At 60.1% G+C, this 18,112-nt stretch carries 17 protein-coding genes; 11 read left to right on the top strand and 6 right to left on the bottom strand.

Going from position 1 to position 18,112, the window contains the following annotated elements; all coding sequences use genetic code 11:
* Positions 1 to 90: 90 nt before the first annotated feature.
* Positions 91 to 420 (top strand): type II toxin-antitoxin system RelE/ParE family toxin, encoded by a 330-nt coding sequence (locus tag P349_RS05885; protein WP_032646225.1) that lies wholly within the window; start codon positions 91 to 93, stop codon positions 418 to 420.
* Complete coding sequence (locus P349_RS05890) at positions 401 to 688, top strand: helix-turn-helix domain-containing protein (RefSeq protein ID WP_032646226.1); 288 nt, start codon at positions 401 to 403, stop codon at positions 686 to 688. The genes P349_RS05885 and P349_RS05890 overlap by 20 nt, the downstream gene beginning before the upstream one ends.
* Positions 689 to 724: 36 nt before the next feature.
* Here the strand turns inward: P349_RS05890 and nfsB are convergent, their stop codons facing one another.
* From nfsB to P349_RS05905, 3 genes are all read right to left on the bottom strand, one after another.
* Positions 725 to 1,378 carry an oxygen-insensitive NAD(P)H nitroreductase gene (gene nfsB, locus P349_RS05895; protein WP_032646227.1) on the bottom strand — a complete coding sequence of 218 codons (654 nt, stop codon included), beginning with the start codon at positions 1,376 to 1,378 and terminating at the stop codon, positions 725 to 727.
* Positions 1,379 to 1,498: 120 nt separating this feature from the next.
* On the bottom strand, positions 1,499 to 1,867 hold the full coding sequence (locus P349_RS05900) for an MmcQ/YjbR family DNA-binding protein (protein WP_024906902.1): 369 nt from the start codon (positions 1,865 to 1,867) through the stop codon (positions 1,499 to 1,501).
* Complete coding sequence (locus P349_RS05905) at positions 1,857 to 2,447, bottom strand: TetR/AcrR family transcriptional regulator (RefSeq protein WP_024906903.1); 591 nt, start codon at positions 2,445 to 2,447, stop codon at positions 1,857 to 1,859. The genes P349_RS05900 and P349_RS05905 overlap by 11 nt, the downstream gene beginning before the upstream one ends.
* 190 nt (positions 2,448 to 2,637) lie before the next feature.
* On the opposite strand from P349_RS05905, the gene P349_RS05910 reads away from it, so the two are divergent.
* Together P349_RS05910 and P349_RS05915 are read left to right on the top strand one after the other, a co-directional pair.
* Positions 2,638 to 3,741: an MBL fold metallo-hydrolase gene (locus P349_RS05910; RefSeq protein WP_032646228.1), complete on the top strand. Its 1,104-nt coding sequence runs from the start codon at positions 2,638 to 2,640 to the stop codon at positions 3,739 to 3,741.
* Positions 3,742 to 3,773: 32 nt separating this feature from the next.
* Positions 3,774 to 4,115 (top strand): RamA family antibiotic efflux transcriptional regulator, encoded by a 342-nt coding sequence (locus tag P349_RS05915; protein WP_010428317.1) that lies wholly within the window; start codon positions 3,774 to 3,776, stop codon positions 4,113 to 4,115.
* A 54-nt stretch (positions 4,116 to 4,169) separates the two neighbouring features.
* Here the strand turns inward: P349_RS05915 and P349_RS05920 are convergent, their stop codons facing one another.
* Positions 4,170 to 4,418, bottom strand: coding sequence for a DUF1158 domain-containing protein (locus tag P349_RS05920; protein ID WP_013097677.1), 249 nt, complete (start codon positions 4,416 to 4,418; stop codon positions 4,170 to 4,172).
* Between the two features lie 479 nt (positions 4,419 to 4,897).
* On the opposite strand from P349_RS05920, the gene P349_RS05925 reads away from it, so the two are divergent.
* The 3 genes from P349_RS05925 to P349_RS05935 all read left to right on the top strand — a co-directional run bounded on the left by P349_RS05925 (position 4,898) and on the right by P349_RS05935 (position 11,977).
* Entirely contained in the window at positions 4,898 to 7,606 is a 2,709-nt protein-coding gene (locus tag P349_RS05925; protein ID WP_032646229.1) for a cation-transporting P-type ATPase, read from the top strand.
* A gap of 141 nt (positions 7,607 to 7,747) precedes the next feature.
* Complete coding sequence (locus P349_RS05930) at positions 7,748 to 8,812, top strand: efflux RND transporter periplasmic adaptor subunit (protein WP_032646230.1); 1,065 nt, start codon at positions 7,748 to 7,750, stop codon at positions 8,810 to 8,812.
* Positions 8,813 to 8,821: 9 nt separating this feature from the next.
* Positions 8,822 to 11,977, top strand: coding sequence for an efflux RND transporter permease subunit (locus P349_RS05935; protein WP_032646231.1), 3,156 nt, complete (start codon positions 8,822 to 8,824; stop codon positions 11,975 to 11,977).
* Here the strand turns inward: P349_RS05935 and P349_RS05940 are convergent.
* Complete coding sequence (locus P349_RS05940; RefSeq protein ID WP_032646232.1) at positions 11,907 to 13,028, bottom strand: YbdK family carboxylate-amine ligase; 1,122 nt, start codon at positions 13,026 to 13,028, stop codon at positions 11,907 to 11,909. The two genes, P349_RS05935 and P349_RS05940, sit on opposite strands and share 71 nt — an antisense overlap.
* A gap of 105 nt (positions 13,029 to 13,133) precedes the next feature.
* Here P349_RS05940 and P349_RS05945 point away from each other — a divergent pair, with 105 nt between their 5' ends.
* The gene (locus tag P349_RS05945; protein WP_032646233.1) at positions 13,134 to 14,024 is read left to right on the top strand and encodes an oxidoreductase; all 891 of its coding nucleotides are present in this window, start codon (positions 13,134 to 13,136) and stop codon (positions 14,022 to 14,024) included.
* On the opposite strand, the gene P349_RS05950 is transcribed toward P349_RS05945, so the two are convergent.
* Complete coding sequence (locus P349_RS05950; protein ID WP_032646234.1) at positions 14,021 to 14,815, bottom strand: AraC family transcriptional regulator; 795 nt, start codon at positions 14,813 to 14,815, stop codon at positions 14,021 to 14,023. The genes P349_RS05945 and P349_RS05950 overlap by 4 nt on opposite strands.
* Positions 14,816 to 14,891: 76 nt before the next feature.
* Here P349_RS05950 and P349_RS0124560 point away from each other — a divergent pair, with 76 nt between their 5' ends.
* From P349_RS0124560 to P349_RS05960, 3 genes are read left to right on the top strand one after another with little or no spacing between them, the layout of a single operon-like run.
* Positions 14,892 to 16,874: an FUSC family protein gene (locus P349_RS0124560; RefSeq protein WP_032646235.1), complete on the top strand. Its 1,983-nt coding sequence runs from the start codon at positions 14,892 to 14,894 to the stop codon at positions 16,872 to 16,874.
* On the top strand, positions 16,867 to 17,082 hold the full coding sequence (locus tag P349_RS05955) for a DUF1656 domain-containing protein (protein ID WP_024906912.1): 216 nt from the start codon (positions 16,867 to 16,869) through the stop codon (positions 17,080 to 17,082). Before P349_RS0124560 ends, P349_RS05955 begins: the two co-directional genes overlap by 8 nt.
* On the top strand, positions 17,079 to 17,945 hold the full coding sequence (locus tag P349_RS05960) for an efflux RND transporter periplasmic adaptor subunit (RefSeq protein WP_032664179.1): 867 nt from the start codon (positions 17,079 to 17,081) through the stop codon (positions 17,943 to 17,945). The genes P349_RS05955 and P349_RS05960 overlap by 4 nt, the downstream gene beginning before the upstream one ends.
* Positions 17,946 to 18,112: the final 167 nt, after the last annotated feature.

Genomic DNA, 18,112 nt, shown 5'->3' with positions numbered 1-18,112 from the left:
GGTTGAAGCGTATAAAGTGCGTCATGAAAGGCAATATTAGCCTTTAATGCAAATTGTCTTATATGCTAATATCATCAGGGATGAAAAATCGTGTTCAAACTTATCGTTCATGAGGCCGTCAGAGAAGAAATTCTCGCATTGCCAGCAGAGGTACAGGCGAAGCTGATTCGCCAACTTGATAAATTACGCACTCACCCGACAGCACTACGAGAACCCGACAGCAAGCCCTTACCCTATGGTTTGTTTGAAATCAGAACCGTTGGGGCGATCCATAGCCGTGGGATCTATGTGTACCAGCGGGAAAAGACGATTTTCCTGTTGCGTGTGTTTATCAAAAAGACGCAAAAAACACCCTCTGCTGAGATTCGTCTGGCGCTGAAAAGACAACAGGAGATGTTGGATGAGCAAGAAGATTATTGATTGGGACGAATTAAGAACCGAGCTGTTAAGTTATGCGGAAGTAAAGGCGTCTTTTGATGCGGAAGCCCGTAAAGAACGTTTGCAGGAGATGCTGGCACAATGGCGTAATCATGCTGGCCTGACGCGTGCTCAGGTTGCAGAGCGAATGGGCGTCAGCGCGCCAACGGTATCGCGAATGGAAGCCAATATCACCCGGGCGAGTCTTGATACGTTAACGCGATATGCGCTGGTATGTGGGGTTAAGCATCCGCAGATCACGCTTTATTGATGGCTGGCACGCCGGGATCCAGCGTGCCAGTAAGGTTTAGCACTCAGTCACAATCGTGCTCAGCGGCAGGCGAGATTTCGGCAGCGTGGCGTTGAAATCTTCCACGCTGTGATGCCCAACCGGCACCACCACCAGGCTGGTGAAGCCCTTCTCTTTCAGGCCAAACTCTTCATCGAGAATAGCGGCATCGAAACCTTCAATCGGTACCGCGTCCAGGCCCATTGCGCCCACGCCCAGCAGGAAGTTGCCGACGTTCAGGTAAACCTGCTTCGCCATCCACTGGTCGTCATCTTTCAGATCCACGCGGTGCATGTCGGCAAAGTAGGTACGGCCCTTATGGTTCGCGGCTTTGGCTTCCGGGGTGTTGAAGCGACCGTCGGCTTCTTCCTGATCGACAATGCGCTCCAGCCAGGCATCGTCCATCGCGGTTTTCGCGCAGAACACCACCACGTGAGATGCATCCAGCATTTTGCGTTCGTTGAACACATAGGTGCCTGCCGCGGATTTCGCCACCCGCGCTTTTCCTTCCTCGGTGCTGGCCACAATGAAGTGCCACGGTTGGGAGTTGGTGCTGGACGGGCTGTACTGCAGCAGGGTTTTGATTTTTTCCGCTTCTTCCGCGGTCAGTTTTTTGCTTGCGTCGAACGCCTTGGTGGAGTGGCGTTTCAGGGCGACAGAAATGATATCCATAACAACTCCTGGTGATGAAATTCGCCCGCTCGCGGGCGCGAAAGGAAAGCAGATTACCGCGCGAAGCGGCAAAAGATAAGTGCAATTCGAGCGCTTAATCTGTTCGTCTCAGACGAACAATCAGACTGGCCTAATCCACTTCTGGTCTTTTTTCGGCAGCTTATCCACCACCAGATGCCAGGAGTCATTTATGAGGTCGGTAACCAGTTCCGGCGTCACGTCGTCAGTGCCGTAAAGGGAAATCCAGTGCTTTTTACTCAGATGGTAGCCGGGTTCTACCCCGCGGTAGATCTGCTGGTTTAACAGTGATTTCTCCGGGTCTGACTTCAGGCTGACGTGCGGCCGCCCGTGCGCGACGGCCACAATCATGAAAATTTTTCCGCCCACTTTGAAGACGTCAAACTCCGGCCCGAACGGCCAGCAGTGTTCGGTGAACGGCAGTTCCAGGGCCACACGCATAGCGTGCTCCTGTAAGGCTTTACTCTCCATTGGCGTCCTCATACGCAAGCCCGCGCCACATCACCTCAAAGCCGAGCGCTTTAAAATCAACGGCGCGGGACGGATCGCGGGTGGCAAATTCCATCGTGCTTTCAGCCAGCGATAAGAAAAGTGCATCGCCAAACGTTTTAAATTCATCCGACATAAACACCGGGCGCACCGAGCGGCGGCACAGCTCATGGAGTTCCGGGAACATATCTTTCACCGCCTGTTCCGTTTCGACGCTCAGCTTTTCACTGACGCCAATCTGGCGGATCGCCGCATGAGAAACGGGGTTACGTATACCCCAGTCCACATAGCTGTTCCAGATATTGCGGGTATGTTCTTTAGGCAGCGTGATGGTGCGATCGAGGTTCGCCAGCATGGTCTGGCAGAGATCCTGCTTCAGATGCACATAGAGGGCATTCAGCAGATCGTCTTTCGTAGCAAAGTAGCGGAACAGGGTACCTTCGGCGACGCCCGCCTTACGGGCAATGAGCGCCGTTGAGGCGGCGATACCTGACTGTGCAAACGCCGCCGTTGCGGCTTCCAGTAAGGCCTGTTTTTTATCTTCACTCTTCGGACGTGCCACTAAATTGTTCCCCCTGTCAATGGTTAAAACCCTGATTGAAACACGTGCTTTGACACGCTGCAACGCGGAATGTCAAAGATCGAAAACGTCTTGACGACTTTATCATCATATCTATAATGAGTGCTTACTCACTCATAATCAAGTTTACCCTGCGCACGCTATCGGATGGGGCGCGTTTTCGGGTCAGGATATGAAAAAACCTCTCTTCATCTGCGTGGTGTTAATCATGATTATTGCTTCAGCTGCGAGTTTACCGTTTGTTCTGAATGCCGGATTCGGCCAGCCGCCGCAGGGTGAGCAGCTCACTGAAGTGGAGGCCTCCCCTCAGTATCGCGAGGGGAAATTCCACAATACGCTGCCGACGCCGGGTTATAACGGTGACAAAAACATGCTGGTCGCGATGTGGGAATTTCTGACCAAAAAAACCGAAAACGCCCGCCCGGCCCGGCCGCTTCCGCTGGTGAAAACCGATCTTGCGAGCCTGCCGCTGGAGCAGGACACCCTGGTGTGGCTCGGTCACTCCTCGTGGTACCTGCAACTCGCGGGCAAACGCATCCTGATTGACCCGGTTCTTGGCAACTATGCCGCGCCGTTCTCGTTCCTCAATAAGGCCTTTGCCGGCGAGTATCCGTGGCGCGCTGAACGCATGCCGGCGATCGACCTGCTGATTATCTCGCACGATCACTACGATCATCTGGATTACGCCACCATCAGGGCGCTACTGCCGAAGGTGAAGCGCGTGGTGACGCCGCTGGGCGTGGGATCCCACCTGCGCTACTGGGGAATGAAGCCCGAGATTATTGACGAGCGCGACTGGAACCAGTCGGTACGCATCAGCGATGAAGTGACGGTGCATGTTCTGCCAGCACGTCACTTCTCCGGGCGCGGCATTAAACGCGATCGCACCCTGTGGGGCAGCTTTATGTTCGTCACGCCAGATCAGAAGATTTATTACAGCGGGGATTCCGGTTACGGCCCGCACTTTAAGGCTATCGGAGAGCAGTTTGGCGAGGTGGATTTAGCCATTATGGAAAACGGCCAGTACGACCAGGACTGGAAGTACATCCACATGCTGCCGGAGGAAACGGCGCAGGCCTCGGCGGATCTCAACGCGAAAGCCGTGGTGCCCGGGCATAACGGACGCTTCGTGCTGGCGAAACACGCCTGGAACGATCCGCTGATCCAGCTGGCAAAAGCCAGCAAGGATAAAAATTATCGGCTGCTGACGCCGGAACTGGGCGAGCCCGTCAGGGTAAGCGACAGCGCACAAACCTTTCGTGCGTGGTGGGAATAATGTTTAAGCGAGAAGCAGAGGGGGACAGCAGTATGACCATTTCCGCTCAAGTCATCGACACTATCGTCGAATGGATCGACGACAATCTGCATCAGCCATTACGTATAGAAGAGATTGCCCGCCACGCGGGTTACTCGAAGTGGCACCTGCAGCGGCTGTTTATGCAGTACAAAGGGGAGAGCCTGGGGCGTTATATCCGTGAACGTAAGCTGCTGCTGGCGGCGCGCGATCTGCGAGAATCCGACGCCCGGGTGTACGACATCTGCCTGCGCTACGGGTTTGACTCGCAGCAGACGTTTACCCGCATCTTCACCCGTACGTTCAACCAGCCGCCGGGTGCGTACCGTAAAGAGAACCATAGCCAGACACATTAATCTGTCGCGTGTAGGCCGGGTAAGGCGTAGCCGCCACCCGGCTTTTTTATGGGCTCAGGACGCCAGTGAAAACCAGCGTCGCCAGACGAAACGCAGCACGAAGAATTCAATCGCCCCGAGCAGTAAAAACCACACGCAGAACAGAATGGTGTAGAGCTGGTTAAGATCGACCATGTGAAAGGTCTGAACCAGCTTTTGCGCCAACACCAGCCCAAGCGAAGGCGCAGGGAGCAGCAGGCACGAAAGCAGGGCCAGCAATAAAATGCCCCCCGCCGTAAGCAGCGATTCTAACGGGTGTTTCATCGTAATGTTAATCGTCAGTTAAAAATGTCATTGTCCGGCATTCTGTAACGTAAAGCAATATCAGCCCCGCTGGCCTTTTTGAATAAAACAAAGACATTATTACTGCGAATTAATAACAACATACGATCCGGCGTTTATATTAATATCGCGTTATGTAAATAAACGTCCGCATCAGGAAAATAATTTTACAAATGTATAGGTGCTATAACCAATTAACGTGGCAATAACAATGGCCGCGATAACGTATAACACCAGTCTGCGCCCGCGATAAATACCCCACATGGTTCCCCCTCGTTTAGTATTGGTTTAGAAATATTTTGTAAAAATCAGCTCATCGAAATAGTTTTAATCAGTTTTGAATAACCGAGAAGTCATTATATTGCGGTAGATCAATTTTACCCGCAAGACTTTAAAATGAATTTATTTAAGCCCGAAAGGAATTCAGGCTTCAGTTCACCGGATATTGAAGGAAAAATACGATGACCGAAAAAAAATTGTCCCCAAACATGCCGCCTTCCGGCGGGCTGGCATACCAGCAGACCGCAGAGCAGGTGCTTGCACACGCGCAGAGCCAGGCCAGCGGTCTGGATCGTGCGGAGGCGCAGGCGCGTCTGCAAAAATCAGGGCCGAACGCACTGCCGGAGAAAAAAGGCAAACCCGCCTGGCTGCGTTTCCTGGCCCATTTTAATGATGTGCTGATTTATGTCCTGCTGGCCGCCGCCGTATTAACGGCAGTAATGGGCCACTGGGTGGATACGCTGGTTATTTTGGGCGTGGCGGTAATCAATGCCTTAATTGGCCATATTCAGGAAAGCAACGCGGAAAAATCCCTGAAGAGTATTCGTAATATGCTCGCCAGCGAGGCGCGCGTTATTCGTAACGGTAATCATGAAACAATCCCCACAACTGAAATAGTCCCGGGCGATATTATTGTATTACGCGCGGGGGATCGTATTCCGGCGGATATGCGTTTAATTGAAGCGCATAATTTACGCGTGGAAGAAGCGATTCTGACCGGTGAATCCACCGTGGTGGATAAACACGTTAATCCGCTGAGCGGTGAATTACCGCTGGGCGATCGCACCAACATGGTCTTCTCCGGGACGACAGTCAGCGCGGGCGGCGGCGTCGGTGTGGTCACCGCGACCGGTCAGGATACGGAACTCGGCCACATCAACCAGATGATGGCGGGTATCGAAAAGCACCGCACGCCGCTGCTGGTGCAGATGGACAAGCTGGGTAAAGCGATCTTCGCCATTATTCTGGCGATGATGGCCGCGCTGTTTGTCTTCAGCCTGGTATTCCGCGAAATCCCAATGGGCGAGCTGCTGCTCTCCCTGATTAGCCTGGCGGTCGCCTCCGTACCGGAAGGTCTGCCGGCCATTATCTCCATCATCCTCTCCCTGGGCGTGCAGGCGATGGCGCGCAAGCGGGCGATTATCCGCAAGCTGCCGACGGTTGAAACCCTGGGCGCGATGACCGTGGTCTGCTCGGATAAAACCGGTACCCTGACCATGAACGAGATGACGGTTAAAGCCATCATCACCGCCGACGCCTGCTACCGTGTGGACGGCAACAGCTACGAGCCGGTGGGCAACATATACCTGGAAGGCAGCGACGAGCCGGTACAGATCCAGCCGGGCACCGTGCTGGAGCAGTACCTGCGCACCATCGACCTGTGTAACGACAGCCAGCTGATTCAGGACGATCGCGGGCTGTGGGGCATCACCGGTGGGCCGACCGAGGGCGCGCTGAAGGTGCTGGCGGCGAAGGCTAACCTCGAGCCTGTCGTGACCACGCTGGTTAACAAGATCCCGTTTGACTCGCAGTACAAGTACATGAGCACCCACTACCAGATTGGCGGTGAGGAGCAGATCCTGATCACCGGCGCGCCGGACGTCATTTTCGCTCTGTGCGCCGAGCAGCAGACCCGCAACGGTGCGGAAGCCTTCAACCGCACGTACTGGGAAAGCGAGATGGAGCGCTATGCGCGTCAGGGGCTGCGCATGGTCGCCGCGGCGTTCAGGCCGGCGAACGGCGAGCAGGAGCTGACGCACGATGACCTGAGCCACGGCCTGATCTTCCTTGGCATCGCAGGGATGATGGATCCGCCGCGTCCGGAAGCGATTGACGCGATTAACGCCTGCCAGCAGGCGGGGATCCGCGTGAAGATGATCACCGGGGATCACCCGCAGACGGCGATGAGCATTGGTCAGATGCTGGGAATCACCAACAGCGAGCAGGCGGTCACTGGCTACGAGCTGGAGAAGATGGACGACGCCGCGCTGGCGGACGCCGCGGTGAAGTATGACATCTTCGCCCGTACCAGCCCGGAGCATAAGCTGCGCCTGGTGAAAGCGCTGCAGGACAAAGGTGAAATCGTCGGCATGACCGGTGACGGCGTGAACGATGCCCCGGCACTGCGTCAGGCGGACGTGGGTATCGCGATGGGCATCAAGGGTACGGAAGTGACCAAAGAGGCGGCGGATATGGTCCTGACGGACGATAACTTTGCCACCATCGCCAGCGCGGTGAAAGAGGGGCGTCGCGTTTACGACAACCTGAAGAAGACCATCCTGTTCATCATGCCGACCAACCTGGCGCAGGGGCTGCTGATTGTGATTGCGCTGCTGGCGGGGAACATCATTCCGCTGACGCCGGTGCTGATTCTGTGGATGAACATGGCCACCTCCGCCACGCTCTCCTTCGGCCTGGCCTTTGAGGCCGCCGAGCGCAACATCATGCGCCGTCCGCCGCGTCAGACCGGGCAGCACGTGATGGACGCCTACGCCGTCTGGCGCGTGGCCTTCGTCGGCACCATGATTGCCATTGCCGCCTTTGCGCTGGAAGCCTGGCTGGCGCCGCGCGGCCACAGCGCGGAGTTCATCCGCACCGTGCTGCTGCAGATGCTGGTCTGCGCCCAGTGGGTGTACATGATTAACTGCCGCAACACTGAAGGGTTCTCCCTGAACCGCGGCCTGCTGGCGAACAAAGGGATCTGGCTGGTGACGGGCGTGCTGTTCCTGCTCCAGGCAGCGATTATCTACCTGCCGTTTATGCAGATGCTGTTCGGCACCGAAGCCCTGCCGCTGCGCTACTGGTTTGTGACCCTGGCCGTTGCAGGCGTGATGTTCTTCGTCGTCGAAATCGAGAAGCGACTGACCCGCAGGTTCCGTAAGGCTGCATAACGAAAACCTTACCCCTCACCCTAACCCTCTCCCCATAGGGGAGAGGGGACAGTCTGGTACTCTCCCTTGGGCACGGTTTTCTCCCTCGCCCCTTTGGGGAGAGGGCCGGGGTGAGGGGAGAAACAACGCTGAGGTACTCCCATGAAATTCCCGGTCCTGTTTGCACTTCTTGTCAGTACCCTGCAACCCGTATTCGCCGCCGCCATCCCCGTGCGCATCGCCACCGTGGAGCAGACCGCCCATGCCGCCGAGCGCCAGATCCCGGGCCGCATCGAAGCCATCCACACCGTTGAGCTGCGCGCCCGCACGGAAGGCGTGATTACCCAAATCCACTTCCGCGACGGGCAGTACGTGAAAAAAGGCGACGTGCTGTTTGAGCTGGACGACGCCGAGCCGCGCGCCGCCCTGCGCCTGGCGCAGGCCGAAGTGAAAAGCGCCGAAGCCACGCTGCGTCAGGCGCAGCAGCAGCTTTCCCGCTTTGAAAGCCTGGGCAGCAGCAACGCCATCAGCCGTCACGACGTGGACAATGCCCGCATGCAGCGGGACGTGGCGAGCGCCGCGCTGGAGCAGGCCAAAGCCCGCCTCGACACCCGCAGCGTCACCCTGAACTACACCCGCATCACCTCGCCGATTGACGGCCGCGTGGGGCACAGCAGCTTCCACGTGGGTAGCCTGGTCAACCCGGCGAGCGGCGTTTTGGTGGAGGTGGTTCAGCTCGACCCGATCCGCATCGCCTTCGCGCTGGAAGAGGGGGCGTTTGCGACCAAAGCCGGACAGCATGCGGATATCAGCGCCATGAAGCAGGCCTGGCAGGCATTAATTGATAGCAACGGCCAGCGCGTCAGCGGCGAGCTGACGTCGGTGGACAATCGCATCGACCCGCGCACCGCCAGCGTGATGCTGCGCGCCGAATTTGCCAATCCGCGCCATCAGCTCCTGCCCGGCGGCAACGTAAACGTGACCCTGCGACCGGCAAGCGAGCAGCCGGTGCTGACCCTGCCTGCCGCCGCGGTCCAGCAGAACGGCGACGGGTTCTTTGCCTGGGTGGTTAACGCCGACGGCAACGCCGAAATGCGCCCGCTGAAGGTCGCCGGACAGATTGGCCAGCAGTTCCAGATTTCATCCGGCGTGAAGCCCGGTGAGCGAGCGATTACTGACGGCGCGCAGCGCGTGCAGCCCGGCGCTGCCGTCCAGATACTGAATTAAGGAGCCATCATGCTGACGTTTTTCATCAAACGCCCGCGCTTCGCGATGGTGATTGCGCTGGTCATCACCCTGCTGGGGGCCATTGCGCTGAAGATTATCCCGGTGGAGCAGTATCCGCAGATCACGCCGCCGGTGGTGAACGTCTCTGCCAGTTGGCCGGGTGCCAGCTCCGCTGACGTGGCGGAGGCCATCGCCACGCCGCTAGAGACGCAGCTGAACGGCGTGGATCATATGCTCTACATGGAGTCCACCAGTTCGGACGAAGGCACGTACAGCCTGAACATCACTTTTGCGGCGGGTACCGATCCGGATCTCGCGGCCATCGACGTGCAAAACCGCGTGGCGCAGGCCGTGGCGCAGCTGCCCACCGAGGCGCAGCAAAACGGCGTGCAGGTGCGCAAGCGGGCCACCAACCTGATGATGGGGGTAAGTCTTTACTCACCGAATAACACCCACACGCCGCTGTTCGTCAGCAACTACGCCAGCACCCAGGTGCGCGAGGCGCTGTCGCGTCTGCCCGGCGTGGGGCAGGTGCAGATGTTTGGCGCGCGCGACTATAGCATGCGCATCTGGCTGCGCCCGGACCGTATGAACGCCCTGAACGTCACCACCGACGACGTGGCGCAGGCGCTGCGCGAGCAGAACGTGCAGGGCGCGGCGGGTCAGGTGGGCACGCCGCCGGTGTTTAACGGCCAGCAGCAGACCCTGACCATCAACGGGCTGGGGCGCTTAAGCCAGGCCGACGAGTTTGCCGACATCATCATCCGCGCGGGGGAGATGGGCCAGCTGGTGCGCCTGAAGGACGTCGCCACCATCGAGCTCGGCTCGCGCAGCTACAGCTCCGGCGCGCAGCTGAACGGGCACGATTCCGCCTACCTCGGTATCTACCCGACGCCGTCCGCCAACGCCCTGCGCGTGGCCGACGCGGTGCGCGCGGAGCTGGAGCGCCTCTCGACGCGCTTCCCGGACGACCTGGTCTACGAGGTGAAATTCGACACCACCTCCTTTGTCGCCGCCACCATTAAAGAGATCGGCGTCTCGCTGGCGCTCACCATGCTGGCGGTTGTGGTGGTCGTTTCCCTGTTCCTGCAAAGCTGGCGCGCCACGCTTATCGTCGCGCTCGCCATTCCGGTGTCGCTGGTGGGGACGTTTGCCGTGCTCTATACGCTCGGCTACTCCGCCAACACGCTGAGCCTGTTCGCCATTATTCTGGCGCTGACCATGGTGGTGGATGACGCCATCGTGGTGGTGGAGAGCGTCGAAACGCTGATGGCGGAAGGGCAGAGCCGCACGGCGGCGACCGCGCTGGCGCTGCGCCAGATCGCCGGGCCGGTGATCGCGACGACGCTGGTGCTGCTGGCGGTGTTTGTGCCGGTGGCGTTCCTGCCGGGGATTGTCGGCGAGCTTTACCGCCAGTTCGCGGTGACGCTCTCGACTGCCGTTACGCTCTCAAGCCTGGTGGCGCTGACCCTGACGCCCGCCCTGTGCGCGATGCTCCTGCGTCCGCGCCCGGAGAAACCAGCGGCCGTTTATCGCGCCTTTAACCGCGGGCTGGACGCCACGCGCGGTTTCTACACCCGCATCGTGAATGTCTTAAACCTACGTCCGTGGCTGGCGCTGCTGGCCACCGCAGGCGCGGCGGCAGTCGTGCTGTTCAGCTTTACGTCGATGCCAAAAGGTTTCCTGCCGCAGGAAGATCAGGGCTACTTCTTCGCCAGCGTCCAACTGCCGGAAGCGGCCTCGCTGGAGCGCACCGAGGCGGTGATGACCACCGCGCGGGAGCTGATCGCCAAAAATCCGGCGGTGGAGGATGTGATTCAGGTCTCCGGGTTTAACATCCTCAACGGCACCAGCGCCTCCAACGGCGGGTTTATCTCCATCATGCTGAAGGACTGGAGCGAGCGCCCGCCGCTGGAGGAGGTGATGGGTACCCTGCAGCGCCAGCTGCTGGCTCTGCCGGAGGCGACCATCATGACCTTCGCGCCGCCGACGCTGCCGGGGCTGGGCAACGCCTCCGGCTTCGACCTGCGCATCCAGGCCCAGGCGGGGCAGAGCCCGGCGGAGCTGGAGCGCGTCACCCGCGAGGTGCTGGCGAAAGCCAACCAGCATCCCCAGCTGAGCCGCGTGTTCACCACCTGGAGCAGCAACGTGCCGCAGCTGACGCTGACCGTCGACCGCGAGCGCGCCGCGCGTCTCGACGTGCCGGTATCGCGCATCTTCAGCAGCCTGCAAACCGCCTTTGGCGGCACGCGCGCCGGGGATTTCAGCATCAACAACCGCGTCTACCACGTGGTGATGCAGAACGAGATGCAGTGGCGCGAGCGCGCAGAGCAGATCGGCGAGCTGTTCGTGCGTAGCAACAGCGGCGAGCGGGTGCGCCTGAGCAACCTCGTCACCATCACGCCGACCGTCGGCGCGCCGTTCCTGCAGCAGTACAACCAGTTCCCGTCGGTGTCGGTGAGCGGCTCGGCGGCGGCTGGGGTGAGCAGCAGCACCGCGATGGCGGCGATGGGTGAGATTCTGGCGGAAAGCCTGCCGGCCGGATACGACTACGCCTGGAGCGGAATGTCGTACCAGGAGCAGCAGACCGGCAATCAGGCGATCTGGATCGTGCTGGCGGCGGTGGTGATGGCGTGGCTGTTCCTCGTCGCCCAGTACGAGAGCTGGACGCTCCCGGCGAGCGTGATGCTCTCGGTGCTGTTCGCCATCGGCGGGGCGCTGGTCTGGCTGTGGAGGGCGGGCTATGCCAACGACGTGTACGTGCAGATTGGTCTGGTGCTATTGATAGCCCTAGCCGCCAAGAACGCGATTCTGATCGTGGAGTTCGCCCGCGCGAGGCGCATGGACGGGATGGAGATTGCTGATGCCGCGCGGGAAGGGGCCTCGCGCCGTTTCCGGGCGGTGATGATGACCGCCGTGTCGTTCATTATCGGCGTTCTGCCCATGATGCTGGCGACCGGGGCGGGTGCCCAGAGCCGCCGCATCATCGGCACCACAGTGTTCAGCGGCATGCTGGTGGCGACCGTGGTGGGGATTCTGTTCATCCCCGCGCTGTTCGTGCTGTTCCAGCGCCTGCGCGAGTGGGGCCACGGCCTTACGGACTCGTCGCCCACAGCTCGCAGTGCTTCTGCACCAGAGAAATCAGCGAGCCGCCGTCGGCGATAAACTCCCGCATGCGCTGTGCCTCGCTCTTGCCCTGCTTTAACAGCAGGGCAATTTCATTAATTGCGCTCGTCGCGCCAAGCTTCTCGGCCGACGGCGTCACCTGCTCCAGCAGCCAGGCAATGTCTTCCGCCACGGTTTTGTGCTCGCCGGTGTGCACGTCCGTCAGGATCCCCTCCAGCCCGTAGCGACACGCCTGAAAACGGTTAAAGCGGTACAGCAGAAAATCTTTTTCCTGATGCTTATAAGGCCGCGTGGTCAGCAGCCAGTGGGACGTCGCCTGGATCAGCCCAGCGATGTTAATCGCGTGGCCGAGCGTCAGCGGCGTATCCATCACCCGCACCTCCACGGTGCCAAAATGCGGGCTGGGGCGAATATCCCAGTGCAGATCTTTGATGCTGTCGATCATGCTGGTGGAACTCAGGCGGCGGAACAGCCCCTCGAACTCCTGCCAGCTGTTGACCCACGGCATCTGGCCGTTATCCGGGAACCCTGAAAAGATGTTGAGCCGCGACGAGGAGAACTTCGTGTCCGTGCCCTGCATATACGGCGAGGCGGCCGCCAGGGCGATAAAATGCGGTACGAAGCGCGACAGGCCGTGCAGCAGGTAAATCGCGTCATCCCCGGTCCGGCACCCGACATGCACATGCTGGCCGAATACCGTTGCCTGCAAAATCAGATAGCCAAAGCGCTCCAGCGTGACGTTATAGCGCTCATCGTCGCACACCTCCTGACGCTGCCATTTCTGGAACGGGTGCGTCCCGCCGCCGCAGATCTGGATATGCTGCTCCGCCGCCGCGCGCAGGATGCTCTGCTGCATCACTGAGAATTGTGCCGCCGCCTGATCGATGGTCTGACACACGCCGGTGGCGATTTCGAGCATGCTTTCGGTGATGTCGTGTTTGACTTCACCGCCTTTGATGTCGTCTTTGACGGCGGCGATGAGCGCGGAGGAGTCCTGGCTCAGATCGTACCCCGGCGGGTTAACCACCTGCAGTTCGAGCTCGATGCCAAGGGTGAACGGTTCAGAGGATTTGAAATCGGGTAAAGGCATGGCGCACTCCGTTGTCTGTAGAGTGTTGAGTATAGACAACGGGTGTGGCGTGCTCGTCTCAGGGTGGTATAACTGATAGCAGGCTTAGCAAAAGGGGAGTGACTCATGTCTGACTATCCAACGATTGCGCTGATAGGACCCGGTGCGATTGGCACCACCATTGCCGCAGTACTGCATGACGCTGGCCGCACGCCGCTGCTCTGCGGACGGACCGCACACGCGGCGTTACGCCTGCGCCACGATGAGGGTGAAACGGTGGTGCCCGGTCCGGTATTAACCGATCCGACAGCCATCGCGCGCCCCGTGGACCTCGTGTTTATCGCGGTGAAAACGACGCAAAATGCCGACAGCGCCGGGTGGCTGCGCGCGCTGTGCGATGAAAATACGGTGGTCTGCGCCCTGCAAAACGGCGTTGAGCAGAAGGCTCAGCTTGAGCCTTTGGTCAGTGGCGCGACGGTGCTGCCGTCGGTGGTCTGGTTCCCGGCGCAGCGCGAGCCGGATGCCTCCGTCTGGCTGCGGGCGAAGCCGCGCCTGACGCTGCCGGACATGCCGCAGGCGCAGCGGGTGGTGGAGGCGCTTCGCGGTACGCGCTGTGAAGTTGCACTCTCGGCAGATTTCGCCACCGTCGCCTGGCGCAAGCTGCTGCAAAACGCGGTCGCCGGGCTGATGGTGCTGGCCAACCGCCGCGCCGGGATGTTCAGGCGCGAGGATATCAGCGAACTTTCACTGGCCTACCTGCACGAGGGGCTTACTGTCGCCCGCGCGGAAGGGGCGAAGTTGAACGATGACGTAGCGCAGGAGATTCTGGCGAACTTCCAGCGTGCCCCTGAGGACCTCGGCACGTCGATCCTGGCGGACCGTCAGGCCAACCGTCCGATGGAGTGGGATATCCGTAACGGCGTGATCCAGCGCTACGGCCGCAAGCACGGCATTGCGGTGCCCATCAGCGACGTGGTGGTGCCGCTGCTGGCGGCGGGGAGCGAGGGGCCGGGTTAACGGCCGCTGTTTTTCCGTTCGGCAAAGTAATGGGCGGGCGTGCTGCCCATCGCTTTTCGGAACATGGTGATAAACGCGTTCACGGATTCGTACCCGAGCGTTGTCGCCACGTTCTGGACCGGCACGCCGCTTGCCAGCTCCCGTAGGGCAATAATCAAGTGCAGCTGCTGGCGCCATCGCCCGAAGCTCAGTCCGGTCTCGCGCTGCATCAGGCGTGCAAACGAACGCTCGCTGAGGGCAAGCCGTTTCGCCCACTCCTTAAGGGTGCTTCGGTCCTCAGGGCGGCTGACCAGCGCGTCGGCCATGGCGCGAATTTTCGGGTCGGTTGAGACCGGCAGGCTCAGCTTCTGCTGCGGCATGCTGGCAAGCTCATCAAGCGTGACCCTGATTAGCCTGGCGACATGGCCGTCGGGGGGATAATCAACGCCCTCGCGGGTTAGGCGATCGACCAACTCCTTGATCAGCGGCGAGATCGCCAGCGTGCAGCATCTCTCCGGCAGCGCCGCCGCGCCGGGCTCAATAAACAGATAGTTCAGATGCGCGTTCCAGGTCGCTTTGGCGCTGTGCGGGATCCCCCCTGGGATCCAGACGGCGCAGTCTGGCGGCACGATCCAGATGTCATTCTCCGCGTAACAGCTGACCGCACCGTACCGGGCAATAATCAGCTGGCCCTTGCGGTGGGTATGTACCGGCACTTCCGCGGCGTAGTCCACGAAGTCCAGATGACGCGCCACCGCCGGGCTGGCGGTAGAGTCGGGGTCATACAGCGTAGTAGCAGATTGAGGCTTCACGATTCTGGCAACATTCAGGTATTTTTTGACAGAATAGAGTATTTAAGCGGGTCTGCAAGCCGGTAATAATTCCGGCATGAAAAACGTCTTCTCTTATCCCGTGCGCCTGCCCGCCGCGCTGCAAAACGACGCGGGGGCGCTGATCTACGCCGCAAAGAGTTTCGCCGCGGCGATGCTCGCTTATTACCTCGCGCTGTCTATCGGCCTCGAACGCCCCTCATGGGCGATTATTACGGTTTACATCGTGTCGCAAACGTCGGTCGGGGCATCGCTCAGCAGAAGCCTCTACCGGCTGGCCGGTACGGTTGTCGGGGCCAGCGCGACCGTTCTGATTGTGCCCACCTTCGCGAATACGCCGATCCTGTGCAGCATTGTGCTGACGGGCTGGATCGTATTCTGCCTGTGGCTTTCCCTGCTGGAGCGCACGCCCCGGGCCTATGCCTTTGTGCTGGCGGGCTACACCGCGAGCCTGATTGGTTTTCCCGCGGTATCCGATCCCGGCGGCATCTTTAACGTCGCCATTGTCCGCGTGCAGGAGATCGCGATCGGGATTTTCTGCGCGGCGCTGATTCACCGCTACGTGCTGCCCGCGCGGGTATCAGGGCTGTTCAACGCTAAATTATCCCAGACGCTACAGGCCACGCGCGAGCGGGTGGCGGATACCTTAGCGGGCAAGCCCGATGCGGCTTCCGGCCCGTTGCATCTGGCCCTGGCGCTGCAGTTCCTGCAGGGCATAAGCCACCATATTCCGTACGATTTTGCCCTCTCCGCCCCGGTGCGGCAGGCCAGAAAAGCGATTCACGACCGGCTGGCGCGGCTCGTTATCGTCAACTGTGAACTGCACGACCGCATGCCAGCGATCGGAACCCTGCCCGCCGACGTGCAGGCCTTGCTGGAGGATGTTCAGGCCTGGGTGGCCGGTGAAGGCGCTAGCCTCAGCAGTACGGCAGAGGCGCTGCGGCTCCGCTGTGCGCTTCTCATCGATCGGTATGCCGCGCAGGCGCAGACGTTTGACGACGCGCGGCTGGTCAGTTTTATCCGCTACCTCACGGAGGCGATCGCGCTTCTGCAGCAGTGCGAGCGCCTTTCCAGCGCCATCCACCATGCCAAACCCGTCTTTGGGGAGAGGCAAACCCGCGCGGCTAAAGGCTACGTTTTCCACCGCGATCCTCTTACCGCGGCCCGCACGGCGCTGGGGGCTTTCGCTATTATCCTGAGCGGCTGTCTGGTCTGGATCTTCTCAGCATGGCCGGATGGCGGTACGGCGGTGTCTATCCTGGGGGTCTGCTGCACGCTGTTTGGCAGCTTCGACACCCCGGCCCCCCACATTGTGAAATACATCATTGGCTCGTTCTGGGGCGTGGTAATTAGCCTGTTCTACAGCTTTGCGCTGCTGCCGCTGGTGAGTGATTTCCCGGTGCTGGTGGCGGTGCTGGCCCCGGCGTATCTGCTGGCCGGGTCGCTTCAGGCGCGCCCGCCTACCACGTTTATGGCGATGGGCATCACCCTGACGCTGCCCATTCTGTGCGAGCTGGGGGCGCAATACAGCGGAGACTTCGCCGTCGCGGCCAACACCGCCATTGCGTTATTTGCCTCCACCGGCTTTGCCGTCATCAGCATGAGCCTGCTGCAAACCGTACAGGCGGATGGTGCCATCACGCGTCTGCTGAACCTCTGCCAGCGCGACATTCGCCGCAGCGTGAAGGGCACGCTGCGGGTTGACGAAACGCACTGGATCAACCTGATGATGGACCGAACCGCCCTGTTGCTGCCGCGACTGCAGCGCAGCGAGCGCGCGCCAGACCAGGCGCTCGATCGGCTGTTACACGCGCTGCGTCTGGGGCTGTCGGTCATGCATTTACGCCGCAGTGACGCACCGCCCGGCAGGGAGGTTGACGCACTTGTTCATAGGATAAACGACGCAGACCGTGACGCCTTACGGGAACGCATCGTCACCCTTGTCGAGCGCCATCTGCCTGCGGCAGATGAACATACGCGCCAGTTTGTCTTCAGGCTGGTGGATCTGCACTGTGCATTACGGGAGCCAGACCATGGTTAACGATCTCAATATCGGCGGGGTTTTTATCCCGGGGTTGCTGACGGTCGCCCTCGCGGCGCTGGTCTGCACGCTAAGCCTCGTCGCGCTTTTCTCTCTTAGCAGGGGCTACCGGCGCTTGCCGTTTCGCCCGCTGATGGATGTTTCAACCTGGATTGTCACCTTTTTTCTGCTGATGCAGGGTCTGACCGCGTTGGGGTTATTGTCATGAAATCACTGCTCTCTTTACTGGCTCGGTATGCGCTGACGTTGAGCGTCGTCGCGGCGGCTACGCTTCTGGCGTTTATGATGTGGAAACACTACGCAGAAACGCCGTGGACCCGCGACGGGCGCGTGCGTGCGGATGTGGTGCAGATTGCGCCGGACGTCTCCGGGCCCGTCATCAGCGTGGCCGTTCGGGATAACCAGTGGGTGAATCGGGGCGATGTGCTTTACACCATCGATCCGCGCTGGCTCAAGCTGGCGGTGGCAAGCGCGCAGGCTGATGTGGAGTCGAAACGCCATGAGATGCTGATGCGCCAGGATTCGGCCCACCGCCGCACGCTGATTAAAAACGCCATCTCCAGCGAGGACTTGCAGCAAACCGGCAGCGCGGCGAACGTCGCGGCGGCCAATTATCACGGCGCGCTGGCCGCGCTGGATCTGGCTGAGCTTAATCTGGCGCACGCCACCGTCCGTGCGCCGGTTTCGGGGTACGTTACGCACCTGCGGCTGCGGCCCGGAGACTACGCGACGGCGGGGGAGACAAAGGTCGCCATCGTCGATGCCCACAGCTTCTGGGTGGTGGGGTACTTTGAAGAGACCAAGCTGCGCCATATTCGCGTTGGGGATGCCGCGCAGATTGTGTTGATGGGATACGAGCCGGTCATCACGGGGCACGTGGAGAGCATCGGACACGGGATTGGGGACAGCAACGACGAGACGGGCGGGCTGGGTCTGCCCGACGTCGAGCCTACCTTTAGCTGGGTGCGGCTGGCGCAGCGCGTACCGGTGCGCATTCATATCGACAGGTTACCGGAGGGGGTTGAACTGGTGGCGGGGCTGTCGGCGAGCGCGGCGGTGGGGGAAAAGTGAGGGGGATAGATGTGAGTAAGAATGTCTGCTTTGTGCCAGGAGCAGACGCTGCAGTATATTCCACTTTCGGCTCGAATCGGACTGAGGTAACGTAGCAGAAATATTTATCCGGACTCAACCAAGATGCCTTCCATCGAAACGTTTATCACTTTTCTTCTCGCGCTAAC

It is taken from the genome of Enterobacter sp. DC4, from assembly GCF_000568095.1.
Classification (GTDB): Bacteria; Pseudomonadota; Gammaproteobacteria; order Enterobacterales; family Enterobacteriaceae; genus Enterobacter; species Enterobacter pseudoroggenkampii.
Note: the sequence above shows the minus strand (reverse complement) of the source record. Positions and strands in the feature narration are given on the sequence as shown.